Below are 24,553 nucleotides of genomic sequence, written 5' to 3' on the forward strand. Positions count from 1 at the left end.
AAGGGATGGGGAATATGAAACACATTTCATTATTAGGAGCGACAGGCTCCATCGGAATACAAACCCTGGATGTCATCAGACTCCACCCTGAACAGTTTTCGCTGTACAGTATGGCTTTCGGCCGTAACGTTGAAAAAGCCGTTCCACTCATACAGGAATTCAAACCAGCAGTCATCGTTGTGCAGGACGAGGATACGAAGCAGCGTTTGAGCAGGGAAATCGATCATTCCCGCATTTTAACCGGCGGAGAAGGTTTAATTGAGGCCGCTTCTGCCGATGATGTGGATGTCGTCGTCAACGCTGTGATGGGAAGTATCGGTCTGCCGGCCACTTTAAAAGCGATTCAGGCCCGTAAACAAATTGCCATCGCCAATAAAGAAACCCTTGTAACCGCCGGTCATCTCGTTATGGCGGAAGCCAGGAAATACGGTGTGGAACTGCTTCCAGTGGACAGCGAGCATTCCGCGATATTCCAGGCTTTAAATGGCGAAAACAGGAAAGAAATTGAAAAATTGATTATTACCGCTTCCGGCGGCAGTTTTCGTGATAAATCGAGAGATGAATTGAAAGGCGTGACGGTGGAAGACGCGCTGAACCATCCTAACTGGAGCATGGGGGCGAAAATCACGATTGACTCAGCTTCCATGATGAACAAGGGACTGGAAGTTATTGAAGCCCACTGGCTTTTTCAAGTGCCTTATGAACAGATTCATGTTATTCTTCATAGGGAAAGCGTGATTCATTCCATGGTGGAGTACGTAGACAGGAATGTCATTGCCCAGCTGGGAACGCCTGACATGAAAGTGCCCATCCAGTACGCCTTGACTTATCCAAGCCGGATGGACCTTCCTATTACAAAGCATTTGAATTTAGAAGAAATTGCGACCCTGAATTTCGAGAAAATGGACATGGATCGTTTCCCATGCCTGCGCATGGCTTATGAAGCAGGCAGAGCAGGTGGATCGATGCCGGCCGTTTTGAACGCAGCGAATGAAGAAGCCGTGCAAATGTTTTTGGAAGGCCGAATTTCCTTCCTGGAAATCGAATCATACATCGAAGAAGCGTTGGAAAGGCATGACAAGATTCATAACCCGGACTTGTCTACCATAATTTCTATTGATGAGGAAACAAGGAAGAGAGTCCGTTTCCATTTAAATTAAAAGGAAGGTGCTTCATTTGACTACAGTGATTGCATTTATACTCATGTTCGGATTATTGGTGTTCGTCCATGAGTGGGGGCATCTCATATTTGCCAAACGGGCAGGTATGCTGGCGCGGGAGTTTGCCATCGGCTTCGGGCCGAAAATATATCATTTTAAGAAAAATGAAACCTTGTATACGATCCGCCTGCTTCCCATCGGGGGCTATGTCCGTGTAGCCGGGGAAGACCCTGAAATTGTAGAACTGAAAGCCGGTCATCATATCGGCCTGGAATTCAATAACGATGGGAAAGTAAATCGGATCATTGTGAATAACAAATCCAAGCATCCGGAAGCCCGTGTGATTGAAGTCGAAAAAGCGGATCTCGACCATCGGCTTGTTATTGAAGGTTATGAAGTGGATGAAGACGAAAAGCTGTTTTTTGAAGTCGATCCAAAAGCGATGTTTGTGATGGATGAAAATGAAACACAAATCGCTCCCTATAACCGCCAGTTTGCATCCAAAACTGTACCGCAGCGGGCGATGCAGCTCTTTGCCGGTCCAATGATGAATTTCGTCCTTGCGATTATCCTGTTTATGATCTTAGGTTTCATTCAAGGTGTGCCTTCAGATGAGGCCAAGCTTGGTGAAATTCAAAATGGCACACCAGCCCAGGAAGCTGGTTTGAAGGCCGGGGACGAAGTGACCGCTGTGGACGGGGAATCCGTCAGTACATGGGAGGAATTCACGGCTATCATCAGGGACCATCCCGGTGAAGAAGTTACATTAACGGTGGAACGGGAAGGATCCGTCCAGCAGATGAATGTAACCCCTGCGTCCATTGAAGACCGTGACATGACCATCGGCCAGGTGGGGGTAGCTCGAGCGTTTGAGGAATCGTTGACTGAAAAACTGACGTTTGGATTTACTCAGACGTATGAGTGGGCCGGGTTGATATTGACGAACCTTGGCAAACTCGTGACCGGCCAGTTTTCACTGGATATGCTTTCAGGTCCTGTCGGTATTTATGACGCTACGGACCAGGTTGTTCAGACAGGTTTCACCAATTTCGTCATGTGGACAGCCATCCTGAGCATTAACCTCGGGATCGTCAACCTTCTTCCGCTTCCTGCCCTAGATGGGGGCCGCCTGATTTTTGTCGGGCTTGAAGGCGTCAGAGGGAAGCCGATCGACCCGCAGAAGGAAGGTCTCGTCCATTTCATTGGATTTGCTCTTCTGATGCTGCTCATGCTGGTGGTAACATGGAACGATATTCAACGCTTATTCCTATGATGAATCCTACAGCTGGAAGTCTAAAGGCAACAGGCATTACCTGGACTTCCGGCTTTCTTTTATTAACATTGAATTGAGGTGTAGATGATGAGACAAAGTCATATGTTCATTCCTACTTTAAAAGAAAACCCAGCAGACGCTGACATTAAAAGCCATCAGCTTTTAGTCCGCGCCGGCTACATACGCCAGATTGCCTCGGGGATTTACAGTTTCCTTCCGATTGGGCAGCGTGTGCTGAGGAAAGTAGAAAATATTGTAAGAGAAGAAATGGAAAAAATCGGTGCTCACGAAATGGCTATGCCTGCTCTTGAACCTTCAGAACTATGGAAGGAAACCGGCCGCTGGTCCACCTTCGGCTCCGAGTTGATGCGCTTGAATGACCGTCACAACCGTGAATTTGCTCTTGGAGCGACGCATGAAGAGGTGATTACAAGCCTTGTTCGGCATGAGGTGAAAAGCTATAAGCAGCTTCCATTAACGGTTTTCCAAATACAGAATAAATTCCGTGACGAAGCACGCCCCCGGTTTGGACTGCTCCGCGGCCGTGAATTTTTAATGAAGGATGCCTACTCCTTTAACGAATCGTATGAGAGCCTTGACGAAACATACGAGAAGATGTTCCAGGCCTATTCCAACGTGTTTTCCCGTCTGGGCTTGAATTTCCGTGCAGTTATCGCGGATTCCGGTGCGATGGGCGGAAAAGATACGCATGAATTCATGGTCCTTTCCGAAGTCGGGGAAGATGTGATCGCCTATTCAGACACATCCCGTTATGCAGCGAATATAGAAATGGCACCTGTTACAGCTGTTTATGAAAAGTCTGCAGAAGCTCCTATCGATATGGAGAAAGTCGAAACCCCGGGCTGTAAAACGATGCAGGAGGTTGCTGACTTTTTTGGACACCAGCTGGAGGAAGGCTTAAAAGCCATCCTGTTCAAAGTAGACGAGCAGTTTGTGCTGGCCGTCACAAGAGGAGATCATGAAGTCAACGATGTGAAACTGAAAAACCTTTATGATGCTGGTGTCGTAGAACTTGCATCAGCGGAGGATACGAATCGTCTGATGGGTGCAGGATTCGGATCCCTGGGGCCTGTAGGAGTGCCGGAAGATGTGGATGTTGTCGCAGATGCAGCTGTTGAAGCTCTTGTGAACGTGACCTGTGGAGCCAACGAGGACGGATATCACTATAAAAATGCGACACCGGAAAAAGATTTCCACGTATCCCGCTATGCAGATCTCCGCTTCATTCAAGAAGGAGATCCTTCTCCTGACGGGGAAGGGGTTATCCAATTCGCCCGCGGCATCGAGGTTGGGCATGTCTTCAAACTTGGAGAATTCTATTCTCAGCGTATGAATGCCACCTTCCTCAATGACCAGGGGAAAGCGGAGACGATGATCATGGGATCTTATGGTATCGGTGTATCCCGGACACTCGCGGCTGTGGTAGAGCAGTATAATGATGACCGCGGCATCACGTGGCCGGCCAATGTTGCACCGTTCCAGGTTCATCTGCTTTCCATGAATCCGAAGAAGGAAGAGCAGAAGGAGCTTGCTGATCAATTGTATGACCAGCTGCTTGAATCCGGCATCGAAGTTTTATATGATGATCGTAAAGAAAGAGCCGGTGTTAAATTTGCCGACAGCGATTTATTTGGAATCCCGGTTCGTGTGACGGTTGGAAAACAAGCCGGTGAAGGAATTGTGGAAGTGAAAGAACGAGCGACTGGAGAGCAGAAGGAACTTTCCGCTTCAGAAATCGCAGACTATATAAAAAACTGGTACAAAGCTTAATTGTTTCACAGAAAATACCCTTGCTTGGGATAAGATGAGCAAGGGTATTTCCATGAATGAGCTAAGTCCTTATGGTAAAGGGAGGAATCACGATGAGTGTGAACAGTCAGGAGAAGATGCACTATTTACTGGAACAGATCCAGTTTCCTCATAATCTGATTGAACCTCATTTTAAAGAAAGCCGGATGGAGAAGCTGGTCGTATTCAAGGAGAAGAAAGCGTGGCATTTCCATTTTGCCATGCAAAGGCCGCTTCCACCTTCTGTTTATGAGCTGTTCACAAGTAAATTGGTCCATGCCTTTCGTTCCATTGCTGAAGTAGACTGGACAATTGACACAGCGGATAAAGAACTGGCCGGTGAAGATATCGTAGAATACTGGCAGAACTTTATTAAGACGATGACAAACCTGACTCCGGGATACAAAGATCTGCTGTTGGAACAGCAGCCTGAAGTTAACGGGAACAAGATTATGTTAACTTGCAGGAATTTAGCTGAGAGCCATGCCGTACAGAAAAAGCTGGAAGAGCCTCTCAAGCAGTATGCGCAGCGTGCAGGTCTTCCTGCATTTGTTTTATCAACACAGGTGAAACATGAAAAAGACGAGATCAAGAGGTTTCAGGAAGAACGGCAGAAAGAAGATAAAATCCTTGTCCAACAGGCTGTGAAGGAGCAGGAGGAGCGGGCGAAAGATAAGGACGATCAAAAGCCTAAAGGTCCGATTGAAATTGGTTATAAAATCCAGGATGATATCATCCCTATGGAAGAGATTCAGGAAGAAGAGAAGCGTATCGCTGTCCAGGGGTATGTGTTTGATGCAGAAGTGAAGGAACTCCGCTCAGGCCGGCACCTTCTGCTGCTGAAGGTCACGGATTACACCGATTCGTTCTCCATCAAAATGTTCTCCCGCGGCGATGATCATGCTGACATGTTCAAGCTTGTCCAGGCGGGAATGTGGATCAAAGCCCGCGGAGGCGTACAAACGGACAGCTTTACCAACGAGCTGACGATGATGGCCAATGATATCAACGAAGTGAAGCCGAAGCTGCGTCAGGACGAGGCACCTGAAGGAAAGAAACGAATTGAACTGCATGCCCATACGACAATGAGTGCCATGGATGCACCCGTGTCTCCATCCCGTCTGATTAAGCAGGCAGGGGACTGGGGCCATGAAGCAATTGCCATCACAGATCACGCTGTCGTTCAGGCTTATCCTGATGCCCATAGTGCAGGAGAAAAGAATGGGGTTAAAATCCTATACGGGGTTGAAGCCAACCTGGTTGATGATGGAGTGCCGATTGCCTATGGGGAGCAGGACCGCGATCTGGAGGATGCCTCTTATGTTGTTTTTGACGTTGAGACGACAGGTTTATCTGCTGTTTACGATAAAATCATTGAACTGGCAGCTGTCCGCATTCAAGGAGGAGAAATTGTCGACCGCTTCGAATCCTTCGCCAACCCTCATCATCCCCTGTCTCAGACGACCATTGATTTGACAGGGATTACGGATGATATGGTAAAGGATGCACCGGAAATCGAAGAAGTACTAAAGGATTTTCATACATGGACAGGGGATGACATTCTCGTTGCCCACAACGCAAGCTTTGATATGGGCTTCTTAAATGCCGGCTATCAGGCGATCGATCTTGGGAAAGCGGAAAACCCGGTCATCGATACGCTGGAGCTGGCCCGATTCCTTGTACCGGAACTTAAAAATCACCGGCTGAATACCCTTTGTAAGAAGTTCGATATCGAGCTTACCCAGCACCACCGGGCTATTTACGATGCTGAAGCAACCGGTTACCTTTTGTGGAAACTTCTAAAGAGAGCCATGGAACGGGAGATTACCAATCACCAGAATTTGAACGACTATATGGGAGAAGGAAAAGCCTATCAACGCTCGAGACCTTCCCATGCCACACTGCTTGCGACGAATAGTACCGGCTTGAAAAACATTTACCGGCTGGTTTCTGAAGCGCATGTAAATTATTTCTACCGTGTGCCGCGGATTCCAAGATCGCTGCTTAAAAAGTATCGGGAAGGCATCCTTGTCGGATCCGGCTGTGATAAAGGTGAGGTCTTTGAAACGATTATGCAGAAATCGGAAGAAGAAGCTGAAAAAGTGGCCGATTTCTACGATTATATTGAAATACAGCCACCGGGGAACTATTATCACCTTGTCGAAAAAGATCTCGTTCAGACAGAAGCACAGATCCTTGATATTCTGAAGCGTCTCACCGCTCTTGGCGAACGGCTCGGCAAAACAGTCGTGGCTACTGGGAATACACATTACCTTGAGCCTCATGAAAAGCAGTACCGCCAGATTCTCATATCGTCACAGAACGGAAATCCTTTAAACAGACAGACCCTTCCTGAGGTGCATTTTAAGACGACGAATGAAATGATCGATGAGCTTTCCTTCCTGGGAAAAGAAAAAGCTGAGGAACTCGTCGTAACGAATACACATAAAATCAATGATATGATCGGGGAAGTTTCCCCGGTGAAGGATGATCTCTATACACCCAACATTGAAGGAGCGGATCAGGAAATCCGTGAGATGTCCTATAACAAAGCGAGGAGCATCTATGGCGAATCCATCCCTCAGTTGATTGTGGACCGGTTGGAGAAGGAGCTCGACAGTATCATTGGAAACGGCTTTGCGGTCATCTATTTAATTTCACAAAAGCTTGTGACCAAATCCCTTGAAGACGGATACCTTGTTGGTTCACGGGGGTCGGTCGGCTCGTCCTTTGTTGCGACAATGACAGAAATCACCGAGGTTAATCCGCTCCCTCCCCATTATGTCTGTCCGTCGTGCCAGTACAACGAATTCTTTACTGATGGTTCTGTCGGTAGTGGGTTTGACCTGGATGAAAAAGACTGCCCGGAATGCGGGACATCTTTAAAGAAAGACGGCCAGGACATTCCATTTGAAACCTTCCTTGGGTTCAAGGGGGATAAAGTCCCGGATATTGACTTGAACTTCTCCGGGGAGTATCAGCCGCATGCGCACAATTATACGAAAGAGTTGTTCGGGGAGGATAACGTGTATCGTGCCGGAACGATTGGAACGATTGCCGAAAAGACCGCTTACGGCTATGTGAAGGGCTATGCCGGGGATCATCAGGTCCATTATAAGAACGCGGAGATAGACAGGCTTGTCCACGGATGCACAGGAGTCAAGCGGACGAGTGGTCAGCACCCTGGAGGAATCATCGTTGTACCGGATGATATGGAGATTTACGACTTTTCCCCCATCCAGTATCCGGCAGATGATACAAAATCCGAATGGAGAACAACGCACTTTGATTTCCACTCCATTCACGATAACCTCCTTAAGCTGGATATACTTGGACACGATGATCCGACCGTTATCCGTATGCTTCAGGATTTAAGTGGAATCGACCAGAAGGAGATTCCCGTCGACGACCCAGAAGTTATGAAAATCTTCAGCGGCCCTGAAGCCCTCGGAGTAACGGCGGACCAGATCATGTGTAAAACCGGAACCCTCGGTGTGCCTGAATTTGGTACACGTTTCGTAAGACAGATGCTCGAGGATACAAAGCCTAAAACCTTTGCCGAACTTGTCATCATTTCCGGTTTGTCTCACGGAACGGACGTATGGTTGGGAAATGCGGAACAGCTGATCAATGACGGCATTTGTACACTGCCCGAAGTTATCGGCTGCCGTGATGATATTATGGTGTATTTAATGCATAAGGGCCTTGATCCATCTCTTGCCTTTAAAATCATGGAATTTGTAAGGAAGGGACGCGGCCTGCAGGACGAATGGATTGAAGAAATGAAAAAACACGGAGTACCGGACTGGTATATTGATTCCTGTAAGAAGATCAAATACATGTTCCCGAAAGCCCACGCCGCCGCCTATGTCCTGATGGCCGTTCGGATCGCCTATTTTAAAGTCCATTACCCGATTTACTTTTATGCGGCATATTTCACCGTCCGTGCCAGCGATTTCGAACTGGAAACGATGATGAAGGGATCCGAAGCGATCCGTACCCGTATGAATGAAATTCAGAGCAAAGGGTTTGATGCGACACCGAAGGAGAAAAGTTTGATGACCGTGCTGGAAATTTCTCTTGAGATGTGTGAGCGTGGGTTCAGCTTTAAAAATGTGGACCTGTACAAATCAAGTGCTACGGACTTTTTAGTGGAAGGCAACCAGTTGATTCCACCATTCAATGCGGTTGACGGACTGGGTACAAACGCGGCCATTAACATTGTTCAGGCCCGCGGTGAAGGAGAATTCCTTTCCAAGCAGGATCTTAGAGAACGGAGCCGCATCTCCAAAACGGTTCTTGAGTATCTGGATAACTTCGGATGCCTGGAAGGAATGCCGGATGAAAACCAGCTCTCTCTTTTTTAGGGGCATGGTTTTCTCCATCATCTGCCCTCCGGTTGCAAACCATAGGCAGTTATGATATATTTTTTATGGTGAGAAGAGCGATAGGAACGCCGAAAGAGTGGGGGAACCCGCTCTTTTGTCATATTTCAGGCTCTTACTTTTGTGGAAACTTTTCAATGCAGCAGGGGCTTGTATGCCCGCGAAGAGAACCGCTATGATCCATGTCATAGCGGTTTCTCGTGGCCTCTGTGACTGGAAAGCACTGGTACTTAAATGAAATCAGCCCGACCATCTCATACTAAGGGAAACGAAACAATGAACAGGCCAAAGGAGGGAAAAGCATGAGCAATCATGTGACATCCGTAGCGGAACGTCTTGTCCAGCCAATCTTAAATGATATGAATTTGGAACTTGTCGACATCGAATACAAAAAAGAAGGACAGAACTGGTATCTGCGCGTCTTCATTGATAAGGAGGGCGGCGTTGATATTGAGGAATGCGGTCAAGTATCGGAGCAGCTGAGTGAGAAGCTGGATGATGAGGACCCTATTGATATCCCATATTTTCTAGAGGTTGCTTCTCCAGGAGCGGAACGTCCGTTGAAAACGGAAGCTGACTTTAAGAAGTATACCGGTCATTACGTTTATATGAAGCTGTATGAACCGATTGATGGGGAGAAGGAGTTTGAAGGGACACTGAAGTCTTTCGAAAATTCCACAGCTGTCGTAGAAATCCGTATAAAAACAAGAAAAAAACAGCTGGAAGTTCCTTATGAAAAGATAGCCAAAGCAAACCTAGCTGTTACGTTTAATTAAGGGGGAGAAATCGTTGAGTAGTGAACTATTTGATGCCATGGATTATCTGGAAAAGGAAAAAGGCATCGACAAGAATCTGTTATTGGAAGCGCTGGAAGCAGCACTTATCTCTGCTTATAAGAAAAACTTTAATTCCGCAACCAATGTTCGTGTGGATATTAATGAACAGGAAAGTACAATGAAGGTACTGGCGAGGAAAGAAATCGTAGAAGAAGTGATGGATCCACAACAGGAAATTTCCCTTGAGGAAGCCAGCGGAATCGATCCAAACTACGATATCGAAGACGTCATCGAAGTGGAAGTGACACCGATGGACTTCGGCCGGATCGCAGCTCAGGCGGCCAAGCAGGTGGTAACCCAGCGTGTCCGTGAAGCCGAACGAGGCATCATTTACGGGGAGTACGTCGATCGTGAAGAAGATGTGATGACAGGAATCATCCAGCGAAAGGATCCTCGTTTTGTTTATGTAAACCTCGGTAAAATTGAAGCGCGCCTTCCTGAAGGTGAGCAGATGCCTACAGAAACGTATGAGGTTCACGATCGTTTGAAAGTATTTGTGACCAAAGTGGAAAACAGCAACAAAGGACCACATATTTACGTGTCCAGAACGCACCCGGGTCTGCTGAAGCGTTTGTTTGAAATGGAAGTACCTGAGATTTATGATGGCACTGTGGAAGTCATGAGTGTTGCCCGTGAAGCGGGGGACCGTTCCAAGATTTCTGTTTACGCCCAAGATCAGGATATTGATCCGGTGGGCTCCTGCGTTGGGCAGCGCGGGCAGCGCGTCCAAACCATCGTAAACGAATTGAAAGGTGAAAAGATTGATATTGTACAGTGGTCTGAGGATCCTGTTGAATATGTTTCCAATGCGCTGAGCCCTTCCAAAGTCGTTGAAGTTCTTGTCGACGAGGAAGATAAAGCGACAACCGTCATCGTTCCTGATTACCAGCTTTCCCTGGCTATCGGAAAACGCGGCCAGAATGCCCGTCTGGCAGCTAAGCTGACGGGATGGAAGATTGATATCAAGAGCGAAAGCGAAGCACGTGAACAAGGTCTTCTTTCTGAAACAGCGGAAGTAGAAAGTGACGACCTTGATGAAGATCTTTTAGAGGATTAAGGAGGGGGAAGACAATGACCCGTTCCAAAAAACAGCCGCTTCGGAAATGTGTCGTCACACAGGAGATGCTTCCGAAGCAGCAGTTAATCCGAGTCGTCCGTAATAAAGACGGAGAGGTATTCGTGGACGACACTGGAAAAATGAATGGCCGTGGGGCCTATGTAACTAAAAATCTGGATGTTATTGAGCAGGCAGAAAAACAACAGCTGCTGAACCGTCATTTAAAAGCTTCCGTAAGTAAGGAAGTTTATGAGGATCTCAAATCCAAAGTACAGGCGGATCCATCATGAGTGGAAGCTACTTGAACCTGATCGGTCTTGCCGTCCGTGCGGGGAAATGCACGTTTGGAGAAGAATCCATCGTTAAGGACATCCGCAAGCGGAAAGCCAAGCTGGTTCTGATTGCCAATGACACTGGAAAACAAACAAAGAAAAAGCTGACAGATAAATGCAGCTTTTATCAAGTACCCTGCTACGAGGTGGATGACAGAGAAGTTCTGTCACAGGCCGTCGGTAAAGCGGGGAGAGTCGCGATCGCAGTTCTGGATCAAGGATTTGCGAAAAAGTTGCAATCGCTGCTCGATGAATCTATTCGGGGGTGAAAGATATATGAGTAAAATGCGCGTATATGAATATGCCAAAAAGAACGAACTATCAAGTAAACAAGTGATTGAGAAACTCCAAAGCCTGAACATTGAAGTGAACAATCATATGTCTACATTAGAAGACGGATCAGCGGAAAAGCTGGATAAAGCGTTTGGGAAATCTGCAGGGAAACAGAAGCAGGATAACAAACGTGGAAATTCCAAGCCGAACAACAACAAAAAGCTGGGGAACCAGAAATCCCGCGGGAACAACCAGAAGAGGCAGAATCCTTCTTCCCAGCAGCAGGCTCCGAAAAAGCCGAAGAAGCAGCTGCCTGAAAAAATCACCTTTGTCGGCAGCTTAACCGTCGGTGAACTGGCGGAAAAACTAGGCAAGGACTCTTCTGAAATCATTAAAAAGCTGATGTTCCTTGGCGTTATGGCAACTAAAAACCAGGAATTGGATGCAGAATCCATTGAGTTGATCTGTGAAGAATTTGGTGTGGAAGTCGAGGAAGAAGTCGTGATTGATGAAACAGATATCGAAAATATGACTTTTGACGACGAACCGGAAGATCTTCGTGAACGTCCGGCTGTTGTAACGATCATGGGTCACGTTGACCACGGTAAAACGACACTTCTTGACCAGATCCGCAACACAAAGGTAACCGAAGGGGAAGCTGGCGGAATTACCCAGCATATCGGTGCCTATCAAATTGAAGAAAACGACAAGAAAATCACGTTCCTTGATACACCAGGACACGCCGCTTTCACAAGTATGCGTTCCCGTGGTGCACAAGTAACAGATATCGCCATTCTTGTGGTTGCAGCTGACGACGGGGTTATGCCGCAGACAAAAGAAGCGATCAGCCACGCCAAAGCAGCGGAAGTCCCGATCATTGTTGCTGTCAACAAAATGGACAAAGAAGGGGCCAATCCGGACCGCGTCATGCAGGAGCTTATGGAGTATGAGCTTATTTCTGAAGAGTACGGTGGAGAAACGATTTTCGTTAAAATGTCCGCCGTTCAGGGAGAAGGTATTGACGAGCTTCTTGAAATGATCGTTCTTGTTTCTGAAATGGAAGAACTGAAAGCGAACCCTGAACGTCATGCATACGGAACAGTTATTGAAGCAGAGCTTGATAAAGGACGTGGCCCAGTCGCTACCCTTCTTGTTCAAAATGGTACGCTGAACGTCAGCGATTCCATTGTTGTAGGTAACACATGGGGTCGTGTCAGAGCGATGGTTAACGATATTGGCCGCCGCGTGAAAACAGCAGGACCATCCACTCCAGTTGAGATTACCGGATTGAACAATGTTCCACAGGCCGGGGACCGTTTCCTTGTCTTTGATGACGAGAAGAAAGCCCGCTCCATCGGAGAAGCCCGTGCGCAGAAACAGCTGGAAGTCAACCGTGGCTCCAATGCTAAAGTAAGCCTTGAGGACTTGTTCAACCAAATCAAGCAGGGTGAAGTGAAGGAAATCAACTTGATCCTTAAAGGAGACGTTCAGGGTTCTGTAGAAGCACTGGCCGGATCTCTTGAGAAGATCGAAGTAGAAGGCGTGAAAGTTAAAATCATCCACACAGGTGTCGGTGCGATTACAGAATCTGATGTAAACCTTGCATCCGCGTCCAATGGAATCATTATTGGTTTCAACGTGCGTCCTGACGGGAATGCTAGAAAAGCAGCAGAATCTGAGGATGTAGAAATCCGTCTTCACAACATTATCTATAAAGTTATGGAAGAGATCGAAGCAGCGATGAAAGGGATGCTTGATCCTGAATTCGAAGAGAAAATCATCGGTCAGGTGGAGGTTCGTGAAATCTTCAAAGTATCCAAGATCGGTACCATTGCCGGTTCCTATGTTACAGACGGAAAGATCACACGTAACTCCGGCATCCGTGTCATCCGCGACGGTGTCGTCATTTATGAAGGTGAAATCGATGCGCTGAAGCGTTACAAAGATGATGCGAAAGAAGTGGCGCAGGGGTATGAGTGTGGAATTACCATTAAGAACTTCAATGACCTTAAAATCGGCGACATCATTGAACCGTATGAAATGCAGGAAATTGAACGCAAATGATTATAAGCGCAGAAGTGGATTGCATAATCTATGATGCGCAGTCGTTGAAAAATAAGCGTGCTGTATTGAAAAGAATCAAAACGAGACTGCACAATGAATTCAATATCGCTGTCAGTGAACTGGAGTTTCAAAATCTCTGGCAGCGGACACGTCTCGGGCTGGTTACGATTGCCAGTGATAAAACCATCGCTGAGCAGACGATGCAGCAGGCGCTTACTTTCATCGATTCTTTTCCGGAAATTGAAAGGACGGAAACACAGGTTGAATGGCTGTGATGTTTTGTTTGGAAGAGGTGAATGAACATGAACGATTTACGTGCCAGCCGCGTAGGGGAGCAGATGAAAAAAGAGATGACTGACATCATCAGCAAGAAAATCAAAGATCCCCGCGTAGGTTTTGTCACGGTTACAGAAGTGAAAGTAACCGGTGATCTGCAGCAGGCAAAAGTATATATTTCCGTATTAGGGGACGACAAACAAAAGCATGATACGCTTGTAGGTCTTGCCAAAGCAAAAGGGTTTATCCGCTCTGAAATCGGGCAGCGGATCCGACTTCGGAAGACCCCGGAGATTATGTTTGAGTTTGACGAAGCCATCGAACGAGGAAATCGTATTGAAACGATTCTCCGCGATCTTAACGATACAGAAAGCTGATAGGAATCCGTGCTGCTACAGCACGGATTTATCTTTGAAAAAATAAGGATGCTGGAGGTGAGGGTATGGATGGAATTCTGCCGCTTTGGAAGCCGAAGGGCTTTACTTCCCATGACTGTGTAAGTAAGGCCCGCGGGATGCTGAAAACTAAGAAAATTGGACATACCGGAACGCTGGACCCGGATGTGGAAGGAGTGCTTCCGCTCTGCGTCGGAAAAGCGACGAAAATCGTTCCTTTTCTTATGGATACAACCAAAGTATATGAGGCTGTCGTTACCCTTGGGTATGCAATGGACACGGAAGATGCCTCTGGAACGACTGTAGAAACAAGCAGGCTGGACCAGCAGCCGGGAATGCAGGATATAAATGAGGTTCTCGCCGCTTTTACAGGAGAGATCACTCAGACGCCTCCAATGTACTCGGCCGTCAAGGTGAATGGGAAAAAACTATATGAATATGCCCGTGAAGGAAAGACGGTTGAACGTCCTTCCAGAAAGGTATACATAAGTGAACTGCATGTAACTTCTTATGACGCGTCTCTTAAGGATGGTACGTATTCATTCGGCATTCGTGCCGTCTGCTCAAAGGGGACGTACATCCGGACGCTTTGTGTGGATATCGGAAAAGCGCTCGGCTTTCCGGCTCATATGAAGAGTCTCATACGCACTGAAACGGGGGACATTCATAAGGAGGACTGCTTCACTTTCGATGCCGTGCAGGAAGCAGTGGATCAAAACCGCGCTGCCGAGCTGCTGCTGCCGCTTTCCAAAGGGCTCTCACATCTCCCGTCGATTGATGTTGACGAAGAAACGAGAGATATGATTAAGCACGGACGTGTCCTTGACGAACCTGATGATTTGGAAGCTGATACGTTTACGATTCAGCATGGACAGGAAGTTGCAGCAGTTTATCAAAAGCATCCTACGAAACCGGGGTACATCAAGCCGGTGAGAGTATTTTAAAATTTTGTAAAGCGGGTGACTGCAGTGGAGACCTTTTACTTAACTTATAAATCTGCTGATTTTCCGGTTCCCGATCCCAATGTTATGGCCGTGGGCTTCTTTGACGGTATTCATAAAGGCCATCAGAAGGTTATTGAAGCAGCAGTGAACGAAGCTGGACATACAGGGGTCCGCAGTTCGGTGATGACGTTTGATCCCCACCCCTCTGTTGTACTTGGGAAGGGGCGTCCGCACGTATCGTACATTACACCTGTTCAGGAAAAAGAACGTATCCTGAGCGCTATGGGCGTAGACTATTTATTCATCGTAACTTTTGACAGGGAGCTCGCAGCCCTTTCCCCACAAGATTTTGTGGACCATTTTTTCGGATCATTACAGGTGACGCATATTGCTGCAGGTTTTGATTTCACTTACGGCCACAAGGGGAAGGGCACGATGGACGATCTTCCACATTACGCAGACGGACGTTTTACACAAACGACTGTAGCCAAAGTGGAGGAGGATAAAGAAAAGGTCAGCTCGACGAGGATACGCGGCCTGTTGCAAACGGGACATATCCAGGAGATCAACCACCTTTTAGGGAGACCTTATTCTGTGGAAGGGGAAGTGTGGAGTTCCGGAAGCCGGAAAGTCCGCTTTACCCCTTCCAACCAGTATTTGTTTCCGGCGGCAGGGGAGTATTACTGTAAAATGCATATTCATAGGAAATCCAGCCCCTGCCTTGTTACCGTTCCGGAACAGGCGGATGCCGGCTGGACAGCAGCTTTGCTTGATGAACGTCCATTGGAACGAAATACAGCGGCGCGCGTGCAGTTTTTTGCACCGACCGAAAGCGTGGAAGAGCCGGGAAATGAGGATGTTGAAAGATTTTTCGGCATAGAATAAGGGTTTCTCTTGCATTTCGCGACAAAAAATTGTACTCTTTAATATGGAACCTTCGCTTGGCGGTTCGTAACTCCGACGACCGCTCGGGGAATGGGAATTCTTAAATATTTACAGGAGGTGTAGTCAACATGGCTATCACACAGGAACGTAAACAGGAACTAATCAACGAGTACAAAACTCACGAAAACGACACAGGTTCTCCAGAGGTACAGATTGCTGTACTTACTGAGCAGATCACGACATTGAACGAGCACCTGCGCGCTCACAAGCAGGACCACCACTCCCGTCGCGGACTGCTTAAAATGGTAGGTAAGCGTCGTAACCTATTGAACTACCTTCGTAATAAGGACATTACACGTTACCGCGAGTTAATCAAGAGCCTTGGCTTGCGCCGTTAATGAATGGAAAAAGCGGGAGTATTCCCGCTTTTTCTGTATGTTTACATACAGAAGGGTGTAAACTTACAATAGTCCCTTCAGTTGAATTAGAGTTATTGAGAGGAGTTTAGTTCTTTATGGCAGAAGAAAAACAAGTGTTTTCGATTGATGTCGCCGGACGTACTTTTTCAGTGGAAATTGGTGAACTGGCGAAACAAGCGAATGGCGCAGCACTCATCCATTATGGTGATACAACGGTGCTTTCCACGGCAACTGGTTCAAAAGAACCGAAGGACCTGCCGTTTTTCCCTTTAACCGTAAATTATGAAGAGCGTTTGTATGCCGTTGGTAAAATTCCAGGCGGCTTTATTAAAAGAGAAGGGCGTCCAAGTGACAAGGCAGTTCTTGCCTCCCGTTTGATTGACCGTCCGATCCGTCCTCTTTTCCCTGACGGATACCGGAATGATGTACAGGTGATCAGCTCCGTGATGAGTGTGGATCAGGACTGTTCATCTGAAATGGCCGCAATGCTTGGATCATCTATTTCCCTTGGGATTTCAGATATTCCATTTGAAGGACCAATTGCCGGTGTCATCGTCGGCCGTGTTGATGGAGAATATGTAATCAACCCGACGGTGGAGCAGCAGGAGAAGAGTGATATCGACTTGACTGTTGCCGGTACGAAGGATGCCATCAACATGGTGGAAGCGGGAGCACAGGAAGTTTCCGAGGAGGACATGCTCGAAGCGATCATGTTCGGACATGAGGAAATCAAGCGTCTTGTAGCTTTCCAGGAAGAGATTGTTGCAGCGGCCGGCCGTGAAAAGATGGAGGTCAAGCTGTTCGATCTTGATGCAGAATTGAAAGCGAAAGTAGAAGAACAGGCGAAGGCTTCTCTTGTAGATGCTATTAAGACAGAAGAGAAAAAAGCCCGTGAAACTGCAATCGATCAGGTGAAAGCGGATATCACTGCGCTTTATGAAGAGCAGGAAGCTGATGAGGAAACATTGAAGCAGGTCGGCTCCATTCTTGACGACATGGTGAAGACCGAAGTACGCCGCCTGATCACAAAAGATAAAATCCGTCCGGATGGCCGTGGTGTCGATGAAATTCGTTCATTGTCCTCCCGTGTCGGGCTGCTGCCACGTACACATGGATCTGGATTGTTCACACGTGGACAGACTCAGGCATTAAGCGTATGTACACTTGGAGCTCTGGGGGATGTTCAAATCCTTGATGGTCTTGACCTTGAAGAGTCCAAGCGCTTTATGCACCATTACAACTTTCCTAAATTCTCTGTTGGTGAAACAGGACCCATCCGCGGACCGGGCCGTCGTGAAATTGGACATGGAGCTTTAGGTGAGCGTGCCCTTGAGGTTGTTATTCCATCAGAAAATGATTTCCCTTATACGATCCGTCTTGTGTCTGAAGTGCTCGAATCCAACGGCTCGACTTCTCAGGCAAGTATCTGTGCAAGTACGCTTGCGATGATGGATGCGGGTGTGCCGATTAAAGCACCAGTAGCCGGTATTGCTATGGGACTTGTGAAATCCGGCGAGGATTACACGATTCTTACAGACATTCAGGGTATGGAAGATGCTCTTGGTGATATGGACTTTAAAGTAGCTGGAACAGCTAAAGGTGTCACAGCTCTTCAAATGGACATTAAGATCGATGGTCTTTCAAGAGAAATCCTCGAAGAAGCTCTCGCGCAGGCGAAAAAAGGTCGTATGGAGATTCTTGAGTCTATGCTGGCTACGCTTCCGGAAACTCGTTCCGAGCTTTCTGAGCATGCACCGAAGATCATGACGATGAAAATTAACCCTGACAAAATCCGTGACGTTATTGGACCAAGCGGAAAGCAGATTAACCAGATCATCGATGATACTGGCGTTAAAATCGATATTGAACAGGATGGGACGGTCTTTATTTCATCCACGGATGCCGGCATGAACGCAGCCGCTCAAAAAATCATTGAAGACATCGTCCGCGAAGTTGAAGTCGGTGAAGTTTACAATGGTAAAGTGAAGCGTATCGAAAAATTCGGAGCTTTCGTTGAACTCTTCAAAGGCAAAGAAGGACTCGTTCACATTTCTGAAATGGCTGAAGAACGCATCGGTAAAGTGGAGGATATCGTATCCATCGGAGACTTTATCAAAGTGAAAGTAAAAGAAATCGACAATCAAGGACGTATCAATCTGTCCCGTAAAGCTGTTCTGATCGATGAGAAAAAAGAACAGGAATCCAACGTCGAACAATCCTAAACATTAAAGAAAAGAAACTGGCTTGCCAGTCTCTTTTTTTTGTCTTTTTTCCTTTAAAACCGAGTCAGAGGACCGTTTCTGTATTTTCTAAGGTCTAACATCCATCCTTCTTCCATACGATGATAGCAGGGGGGATTGTCCATGAAGTTCCGAACCGCTGCGGCAGGTATTATCATTCTTTCTTTTTTAACAGGTGTGGGACTGGCTGTTCTTACAACAGATAAAAACGTCCCTGTCTATAAAGAAAGCTCCCTGTACCAAAAGATCCTGAATGAAAAAGACCGCTATGAACTAAAGGCGGAGGATGCTGTGATCGATTCGGTATGGAAAAAAACACCGGGGATCTCCGGGCGTGAGGTGGATGTTGAAGCTTCTTATCGGAAAATGAAAAAAGAAGGATCCTATAACGAGGATCACTTGGTATATAAGATGACCCGTCCGGATGTGTCCCTTGATGATCTCCCTCCTGCACCGATATACAGAGGACATCCTGATAAACAAGCGGTCTCGCTTCTCATCAACGTATCATGGGGAGAGGAGTACATTCCGGAAATGATTGACGTGTTGAATAAACACCAGGCTAAAGCCGCCTTTTTTATTGACGGGGCATTTGCCAATGAGTTTCCTCATTTAATACAGATGATTGAGGAAGAGGGGCATACCATTGGAAGTCATGGATACGGACATAAGGATATGGGGCGGATGTCAAGAGCCGAGGCTGCAGATAATTTGAAGCAGGCGGATGATATTCTCTTTGCTTTAACAAAGCAGAAAATAGAATATTTTGCTCCTCCATCCGGCAGTTTTCATATGGAAACCGTGGAGGCGGCAGATGAACTCGGGATGGAGACGATGTTATGGACCGTGGATACGATCGACTGGCAGAAACCAAGCAAAGACGTTCTTGTCACCCGGGTGCTCAATAAAGTACATAACGGAGCAACGATTCTGATGCATCCGACACAGGTGACGGTTGACAGTCTGCCTCAGCTTATGGAAGGCATCCGCAAAAAAGGGCTGCAGATCTCGGACCTTCCGAAAATGTTAAGTGAAGAAAGATAGGAGGGCGTAGGGATGAGAATGAAGGCTATGGCAAAGAAAGAAGTCATTGATGTGGATAACGGGGAGAAACTCGGGATTTTGGGACGTGCAGATTTGATTATTGATCCGGATACCGGTCGGATCATTTCGCTTGTCATTTTAAATCATGGGGTAATTGGAATTGGGTCTTCCAAGCGGGAAATGACGATTGATTGGGAACAGATACAAACAATCGGAGAGCATACGATTCTATTGAAAAGAAAGTGATGGGCCGCAGCGTGTGCTGCGGCTTTTTTTGTTGGTGGTTGAAATCACTAACTCCGCATTCCGGCATAGGATACAAGGAGATAAGACATTAGAAAAAGGAGACATCCGGGATGCTAACAGGATACCATATTGCAGTTATTGGTGGCGATGCCCGGCAGATTGAGCTGATAAGGAAGCTTAATGAATGGGGTGCTGCCGTTTATCTTGCAGGATTCGACCAACTGAATGAAAGCTTCAGGGAAGCTGTCGATCTTGATCTTGATAGTAAGCAGGTAGAACAGCTCGATGCCATCATTCTTCCCGTACCTGGAACGGATGGGAATGGAAATATAGAGGGGATTTTCTCCAATCAGTTGATTCAATTAAAGGAAGAGTGGTTAAAGAAAACACCTCCTCACTGTCAGATTTATACCGGAATCGCCAACGAACACTTATACACACTGGCAGAACGTGCGGACAGGAAATTAATCCCTCTTATGGACCGGGACGATGTAGCGATCTACAACTCCATCCCTACTGTAGAGGGGACATTGATGCTTGTTATCCAGCATACAGACTTCACTATTCACGGATCGAAAGTAATGGTGCTTGGACTCGGGCGTGTCGGGATGAGTCTGGCCCGCACTTTTCATCACTTAGGCGCCGACGTCAGCGTCGGTGTAAGAACAACGAGCAGCGCAGCGCGGGTGCATGAAATGGGGCTGACACCGATTGATATGAAACGGCTGGAAGGCAGAGACATGTCTTGTGACATCCTGATCAATACAATTCCGTCACAAGTCGTTACACCGGGGATCATTAAACAGCTTCCTTCGCATGCGCTGATTCTGGATCTCGCTTCCAAGCCCGGAGGAACGGATTTCCGATACGCCGATAAGCGCGGGATTAGAGCACTGCTGGCTCCGGGCCTCCCTGGTATTGTGGCACCGAAAACAGCAGGCCGGATCATTGCTGATGTCGTTTCCAGGCTGATCCAGGATCATTCCAGAAAGGAAAATGAAGCATGATAAACTTAAAAGGCAGAGTCATTGGATTTGGATTAACCGGTTCCCATTGTACGTACCATGAAGTTTTCCCAGTAATGCAGGAACTGGTCGATATGGGGGCCACCGTTGTTCCGGTGTTATCCTATACGGTTCAAAAAACAGATACGCGTTTCGGGGAAGCCGCGGATCATCTGAAGAAGATTGAAGAAATTACAGGGGAAAAACCGATCATGACCATTCCGGATGCGGAGCCACTCGGGCCTAAGCGGCCGCTTGACTGTATGGTCATTGCCCCATTAACCGGGAATTCCACAAGTAAACTAGCCAATGCTTTAACGGATTCTCCTGTGCTGATGGCAGCTAAAGCTACCCTCCGTAATGAAAGCCCCGTCGTGCTGGCCGTGTCGACAAATGATGCGCTCGGACTGAACGGCATCAACGTGATGCGCCTGATGGCTACGAAGAATATTTATTTCGTTCCGCTCGGTCAGGATCATCCATATAAAAAGCCGAATTCCCTTGTAGCGGATATGACTTTGATTCCGGAAACCATTGAAGCAGCTCTGGAAGGGAAGCAACGGCAGCCTGTCCTGATAGAAAGATATCCAAATTAATTAAAAGTTTCTTTTCAGTGATTCTTCCATTTATGATAAAATAACAAAAATAGTGACATGTTTTACTATTCTTACAATAAATCAGCGAAGAAAGGGTGCCGAAGATGAATGATACAAACCAATACAATGTAGCCGTCGTAGGAGCAACCGGAGCGGTAGGCTTGAAAATGCTCGAAACTCTGGAAGACAGGGATTTTCCTATTGGAGAACTTAAACTCCTTTCTTCCAGCCGATCTGCCGGACAGAAATTAACGTTCAAAGGCAGAGAATATGTCGTGGAGGAAGCTGTACCTGAGAGTTTTGATGATGTGGATATCGCATTGTTCTCTGCGGGGGGATCGGTTTCTAAAAAGTTCGCCCCTGAAGCTGTAGACAGAGGCGCAGTCGTCATTGATAATACGAGTGCATACCGGATGGCGGAAGGTGTACCGTTGGTCGTGCCGGAAGTGAATGAAGCGGATATTCAAAAACATAAAGGCATCATTGCCAATCCCAACTGTTCAACGATCCAAATGGTTGCTGCACTCGAGCCGGTAAGAAAGCAGCTCGGCCTCAGCCGGGTGATTGTTTCCACCTACCAGGCAGTATCCGGTGCGGGGAATGAAGCTGCTGATGAGCTGAGGGAACAGTCGATGGACTTTTTGAATGGCGAGGATTTAAAAGCAGAAATCCTTCCAGTAAAAGGAGACGAAAAGCATTTTCCAATCGCCTTCAATGCGCTGCCGCAAATTGACGTTTTTCAGGAAAACGGGTATACCTTTGAAGAAATGAAAATGATCAATGAAACGAAGAAAATCATGCATGCCCCGGATTTATCCGTCGCGGCAACGTGTGTGCGTCTTCCGTTCTTTACTTCCCATGCAGAAAGTGTCTATGTTGAGGTGGAACAGTCTGGAGTGAGCGTTCAGGATATTCAGAACCTGCTGAAACAGGCACCCGGTATCACACTTGAGGATGACCCTTCCACCCAGACATATCCGACACCGCTGACAGCTGCCGGGAAAAGAGATGTATTTGTAGGAAGAGTCCGGAAAGATCTTGACCACGAGAAAGGGTTCCATATGTGGGTTGTTTCTGACAATCTCCTGAAAGGTGCTGCATGGAATTCCGTTCAGATTGCAGAGCGTCTCGTTGCTAATCAATGGCTGTAAACTTCTTATGAGTTGAGGTGGCCGAATGAAATTGATTGTACAAAAGTTCGGAGGAACATCAGTCCGGGATCTGGAAAGCAGATCCCGGGCTGTCCATCATGTGAAAAAAGCGTTGAATGAGGGAAGTAAAGTAGTTGTGACCGTGTCTGCTATGGGGCGCAAGGGGAGTCCTTATGCCACGGATACGCTGTTAAGCCTGATTCATTTTCCAGATATTGATGTCTCACCAAGGGAACAGGATTTGTTGATGTCCTGTGGGGAGATTATCTCCTCGATTGTGTTTTGTCATGAATTGTGCAAAGAAGGGATCAAAGCGGTATCCTTGACTGGAGCTCAGGCTGGAATCGTTACCAATGATGATTTTACAAAAGCAAAAATCACTCAAATGAACCCCGGGCGCATTTACAGAGAATTGAAACAGGTGGATGTCGTTGTCGTCGCAGGATTCCAAGGGCAGACGCTTCAGGGAGAGACAACGACGATCGGCCGAGGAGGCAGTGATACAACAGCTGCTGCACTGGGAGCCTCACTTCAGGCGGAGTACATCGATATATTCACCGACGTGGAAGGGATTATGACCGCAGATCCGAGGCTTGTCGAAGGTGCCCGGCCCCTCCCGAGTATTACGTACAATGAAATCTGCAACCTGGCTTATCAAGGAGCTAAAGTCATCCATCCCCGTGCAGTTGAAATTGCCATGCATGCGAAAGTCCCCATCCGGGTGAGATCGACCTATTCCGATTCCCCTGGTACATTGGTGACGGGTTTGAAAGACCATGCATCCGGCCGTGATCTAATAGAAAGAACGGTGACCGGGATCGCCCATATCAACGGGCTCACTCAAATCAAAGTTCAGTCCAAGGAAGACCCTTCCAAACTTCAATCCGATGTCTTCAAATCGATGGCATCCGCCAACATTTCTGTTGACTTCATTAATATCTCTCCAAGCGGCGTTCTCTACACCATCAGCGACCTCTACACGAACAAAGCCCGCCGGATTCTGCAGGAAATCGGTTACGAACCGGAAATTCGGGAAGGGTGTGCGAAAGTATCCACAGTCGGGGCCGGCATTACCGGAATTCCCGGCGTCACAGCTGACATCGTTCAAGCACTGACAGACAAGGGAATTCAAATTCTTCAGTCCGCAGATTCCCATACCACCATCTGGGTTCTGATAAAAGAAGAACATCTGATCCAGGCTGTCAATGCCCTTCATGACGTCTTTCAGCTGAGTCATACAACAAGAAAGGGAGAAATGCAGCCATGAGTTTTGGGAAAGTTTTAACGGCTATGGTCACTCCTTTTGATGAACAAAACCGGGTGGATTTTCATCAAACCTCCATCCTTATTGAACACCTCATAAGCAGCGGCTCCGATGGCCTTGTCGTAACGGGGACCACAGGAGAATCTCCGACGCTGACCCGAAGTGAAAAGATTTCCTTATGGAAGCATGTCGTCCAGGTCGTTCATAAGCGAATTCCAGTCATCGCAGGCACAGGCAGCAACAACACGATGGATACGATTGAAATGTCCCGTCAGGCAGAGGCGGCAGGCGTTGATGCAGTTATGCTCGTAGCTCCGTATTATAACAAACCGGATCAGGAAGGGCTGTATCGTCACTTCAAAGCTGCAGCCGAATCCGTCTCCCTCCCGGTTATGGTTTACAATGTACCCGGGCGGTCTGTAACAAAAATAGATCCGGATACGGTCGTCAGGCTTTCGAAAATCAGCAACATAACGTCGGTGAAGGAGGCATCCGGTGACCTCAATGCCATTGCCTCCATCGTATCCCGCACAGCCCCCGGATTTGATGTGTACAGTGGTGATGATCATTTGACACTGCCGGCCTATGTGATTGGTGCTGCAGGCATCATTTCAGTAGCATCACACGTCATTGGAGATGAAATGCAGCGGATGCTTCGTTTGTTCGACCTTGGAAGAGGTCGGAAAGCAGGAGCCCTCCATCGGGAATTGCTTCCTATTTTTGAAGGCATGTTCTCAGCGCCTTCCCCTGCACCCGTGAAAGCAGCCCTGCGCTGTATAGGTATTGAAACCGGCGGTGTGAGGCTTCCGCTCCGTGCGTTGACGGATGAGGAAGAGAAAGGTATCCAAACACTGCTGGATCATTCTTCTTTGCAGAGCTGACCGGCTGACATGCCGGTCT

Annotated in this window: 22 protein-coding genes; all 22 read left to right on the top strand. The window is 47.4% G+C overall.

Annotation, left to right across the window (positions count from 1 at the left end):
- Positions 1 to 14: 14 nt before the first annotated feature.
- Complete coding sequence (locus tag QMA39_RS03570; RefSeq protein ID WP_206932617.1) at positions 15 to 1,160, top strand: 1-deoxy-D-xylulose-5-phosphate reductoisomerase; 1,146 nt, start codon at positions 15 to 17, stop codon at positions 1,158 to 1,160.
- Between the two features lie 16 nt (positions 1,161 to 1,176).
- The gene (rseP, locus tag QMA39_RS03575) at positions 1,177 to 2,433 is read left to right on the top strand and encodes an RIP metalloprotease RseP (protein WP_027954239.1); all 1,257 of its coding nucleotides are present in this window, start codon (positions 1,177 to 1,179) and stop codon (positions 2,431 to 2,433) included.
- Positions 2,434 to 2,520: 87 nt separating this feature from the next.
- The gene (locus tag QMA39_RS03580) at positions 2,521 to 4,224 is read left to right on the top strand and encodes a proline--tRNA ligase (RefSeq protein ID WP_281658005.1); all 1,704 of its coding nucleotides are present in this window, start codon (positions 2,521 to 2,523) and stop codon (positions 4,222 to 4,224) included.
- Between the two features lie 92 nt (positions 4,225 to 4,316).
- On the top strand, positions 4,317 to 8,609 hold the full coding sequence (locus tag QMA39_RS03585) for a PolC-type DNA polymerase III (RefSeq protein ID WP_281658006.1): 4,293 nt from the start codon (positions 4,317 to 4,319) through the stop codon (positions 8,607 to 8,609).
- A 320-nt stretch (positions 8,610 to 8,929) separates the two neighbouring features.
- Entirely contained in the window at positions 8,930 to 9,403 is a 474-nt protein-coding gene (gene rimP / locus QMA39_RS03590; protein WP_027954242.1) for a ribosome maturation factor RimP, read from the top strand.
- A 13-nt stretch (positions 9,404 to 9,416) separates the two neighbouring features.
- Positions 9,417 to 10,520, top strand: coding sequence for a transcription termination factor NusA (gene nusA, locus QMA39_RS03595; RefSeq protein ID WP_206932619.1), 1,104 nt, complete (start codon positions 9,417 to 9,419; stop codon positions 10,518 to 10,520).
- Positions 10,521 to 10,534: 14 nt separating this feature from the next.
- Positions 10,535 to 10,810, top strand: a complete 276-nt coding sequence (locus QMA39_RS03600) for a YlxR family protein (RefSeq protein ID WP_027954244.1) — start codon at positions 10,535 to 10,537, stop codon at positions 10,808 to 10,810.
- Positions 10,807 to 11,121 (top strand): YlxQ family RNA-binding protein, encoded by a 315-nt coding sequence (locus QMA39_RS03605; protein WP_027954245.1) that lies wholly within the window; start codon positions 10,807 to 10,809, stop codon positions 11,119 to 11,121. The genes QMA39_RS03600 and QMA39_RS03605 overlap by 4 nt, the downstream gene beginning before the upstream one ends.
- Before the next feature lie 7 nt (positions 11,122 to 11,128).
- Positions 11,129 to 13,189 carry a translation initiation factor IF-2 gene (gene infB / locus QMA39_RS03610; protein ID WP_281658007.1) on the top strand — a complete coding sequence of 687 codons (2,061 nt, stop codon included), beginning with the start codon at positions 11,129 to 11,131 and terminating at the stop codon, positions 13,187 to 13,189.
- Positions 13,186 to 13,464 (top strand): DUF503 family protein, encoded by a 279-nt coding sequence (locus tag QMA39_RS03615; protein ID WP_281658008.1) that lies wholly within the window; start codon positions 13,186 to 13,188, stop codon positions 13,462 to 13,464. Before infB ends, QMA39_RS03615 begins: the two co-directional genes overlap by 4 nt.
- Before the next feature lie 27 nt (positions 13,465 to 13,491).
- On the top strand, positions 13,492 to 13,842 hold the full coding sequence (rbfA, locus tag QMA39_RS03620; protein ID WP_027954248.1) for a 30S ribosome-binding factor RbfA: 351 nt from the start codon (positions 13,492 to 13,494) through the stop codon (positions 13,840 to 13,842).
- Between the two features lie 65 nt (positions 13,843 to 13,907).
- Positions 13,908 to 14,804: a tRNA pseudouridine(55) synthase TruB gene (truB, locus tag QMA39_RS03625; protein WP_281658009.1), complete on the top strand. Its 897-nt coding sequence runs from the start codon at positions 13,908 to 13,910 to the stop codon at positions 14,802 to 14,804.
- A 24-nt stretch (positions 14,805 to 14,828) separates the two neighbouring features.
- Positions 14,829 to 15,689, top strand: a complete 861-nt coding sequence (locus QMA39_RS03630; protein ID WP_281658010.1) for an FAD synthetase family protein — start codon at positions 14,829 to 14,831, stop codon at positions 15,687 to 15,689.
- 128 nt (positions 15,690 to 15,817) lie between these two features.
- Positions 15,818 to 16,087, top strand: coding sequence for a 30S ribosomal protein S15 (rpsO, locus tag QMA39_RS03635; protein WP_027954250.1), 270 nt, complete (start codon positions 15,818 to 15,820; stop codon positions 16,085 to 16,087).
- 116 nt (positions 16,088 to 16,203) lie between these two features.
- Positions 16,204 to 18,330, top strand: a complete 2,127-nt coding sequence (gene pnp, locus QMA39_RS03640; protein ID WP_027954251.1) for a polyribonucleotide nucleotidyltransferase — start codon at positions 16,204 to 16,206, stop codon at positions 18,328 to 18,330.
- Positions 18,331 to 18,471: 141 nt separating this feature from the next.
- On the top strand, positions 18,472 to 19,392 hold the full coding sequence (locus tag QMA39_RS03645; protein ID WP_281658011.1) for a polysaccharide deacetylase family protein: 921 nt from the start codon (positions 18,472 to 18,474) through the stop codon (positions 19,390 to 19,392).
- Positions 19,393 to 19,404: 12 nt separating this feature from the next.
- Positions 19,405 to 19,638: a YlmC/YmxH family sporulation protein gene (locus tag QMA39_RS03650; protein ID WP_206932627.1), complete on the top strand. Its 234-nt coding sequence runs from the start codon at positions 19,405 to 19,407 to the stop codon at positions 19,636 to 19,638.
- Positions 19,639 to 19,748: 110 nt separating this feature from the next.
- Complete coding sequence (gene dpaA, locus QMA39_RS03655; protein ID WP_206932635.1) at positions 19,749 to 20,645, top strand: dipicolinic acid synthetase subunit A; 897 nt, start codon at positions 19,749 to 19,751, stop codon at positions 20,643 to 20,645.
- Positions 20,645 to 21,238, top strand: coding sequence for a dipicolinate synthase subunit B (locus QMA39_RS03660; protein ID WP_027954255.1), 594 nt, complete (start codon positions 20,645 to 20,647; stop codon positions 21,236 to 21,238). The genes dpaA and QMA39_RS03660 overlap by 1 nt, the downstream gene beginning before the upstream one ends.
- 104 nt (positions 21,239 to 21,342) lie before the next feature.
- A complete protein-coding gene (locus tag QMA39_RS03665; RefSeq protein WP_027954256.1) occupies positions 21,343 to 22,389 on the top strand; it encodes an aspartate-semialdehyde dehydrogenase in 1,047 nt (348 codons plus the stop codon).
- 25 nt (positions 22,390 to 22,414) lie between these two features.
- Positions 22,415 to 23,656 carry an aspartate kinase gene (gene dapG / locus QMA39_RS03670; RefSeq protein ID WP_281658012.1) on the top strand — a complete coding sequence of 414 codons (1,242 nt, stop codon included), beginning with the start codon at positions 22,415 to 22,417 and terminating at the stop codon, positions 23,654 to 23,656.
- Entirely contained in the window at positions 23,653 to 24,534 is an 882-nt protein-coding gene (gene dapA, locus QMA39_RS03675) for a 4-hydroxy-tetrahydrodipicolinate synthase (RefSeq protein WP_027954258.1), read from the top strand. The genes dapG and dapA overlap by 4 nt, the downstream gene beginning before the upstream one ends.
- Positions 24,535 to 24,553 lie beyond the last annotated feature (19 nt).

It is taken from the genome of Halobacillus sp. Cin3 (assembly GCF_947311855.1).
Lineage (GTDB): Bacteria > Bacillota > Bacilli > Bacillales > Halobacillaceae > Halobacillus > Halobacillus kuroshimensis.

Bases quoted from the DNA above. Each gene is read 5' to 3' on its own strand.
- rbfA (WP_027954248.1), top strand. From the start codon at position 13,492: ATGAACGATTTACGTGCCAGCCGCGTAGGGGAGCAGATGAAAAAAGAG.
- rpsO (WP_027954250.1), top strand. From the start codon at position 15,818: ATGGCTATCACACAGGAACGTAAACAGGAACTAATCAACGAGTACAAA.
- QMA39_RS03650 (WP_206932627.1), top strand. From the start codon at position 19,405: ATGAGAATGAAGGCTATGGCAAAGAAAGAAGTCATTGATGTGGATAAC.
- QMA39_RS03665 (WP_027954256.1), top strand. From the start codon at position 21,343: ATGAATGATACAAACCAATACAATGTAGCCGTCGTAGGAGCAACCGGA.
- dpaA (WP_206932635.1), top strand. From the start codon at position 19,749: ATGCTAACAGGATACCATATTGCAGTTATTGGTGGCGATGCCCGGCAG.
- QMA39_RS03645 (WP_281658011.1), top strand. From the start codon at position 18,472: ATGAAGTTCCGAACCGCTGCGGCAGGTATTATCATTCTTTCTTTTTTA.
- QMA39_RS03605 (WP_027954245.1), top strand. From the start codon at position 10,807: ATGAGTGGAAGCTACTTGAACCTGATCGGTCTTGCCGTCCGTGCGGGG.
- rimP (WP_027954242.1), top strand. From the start codon at position 8,930: ATGAGCAATCATGTGACATCCGTAGCGGAACGTCTTGTCCAGCCAATC.
- QMA39_RS03585 (WP_281658006.1), top strand. From the start codon at position 4,317: ATGAGTGTGAACAGTCAGGAGAAGATGCACTATTTACTGGAACAGATC.
- QMA39_RS03615 (WP_281658008.1), top strand. From the start codon at position 13,186: ATGATTATAAGCGCAGAAGTGGATTGCATAATCTATGATGCGCAGTCG.
- dapA (WP_027954258.1), top strand. From the start codon at position 23,653: ATGAGTTTTGGGAAAGTTTTAACGGCTATGGTCACTCCTTTTGATGAA.
- dapG (WP_281658012.1), top strand. From the start codon at position 22,415: ATGAAATTGATTGTACAAAAGTTCGGAGGAACATCAGTCCGGGATCTG.
- QMA39_RS03580 (WP_281658005.1), top strand. From the start codon at position 2,521: ATGAGACAAAGTCATATGTTCATTCCTACTTTAAAAGAAAACCCAGCA.
- QMA39_RS03570 (WP_206932617.1), top strand. From the start codon at position 15: ATGAAACACATTTCATTATTAGGAGCGACAGGCTCCATCGGAATACAA.
- infB (WP_281658007.1), top strand. From the start codon at position 11,129: ATGAGTAAAATGCGCGTATATGAATATGCCAAAAAGAACGAACTATCA.
- QMA39_RS03600 (WP_027954244.1), top strand. From the start codon at position 10,535: ATGACCCGTTCCAAAAAACAGCCGCTTCGGAAATGTGTCGTCACACAG.
- truB (WP_281658009.1), top strand. From the start codon at position 13,908: ATGGATGGAATTCTGCCGCTTTGGAAGCCGAAGGGCTTTACTTCCCAT.
- pnp (WP_027954251.1), top strand. From the start codon at position 16,204: ATGGCAGAAGAAAAACAAGTGTTTTCGATTGATGTCGCCGGACGTACT.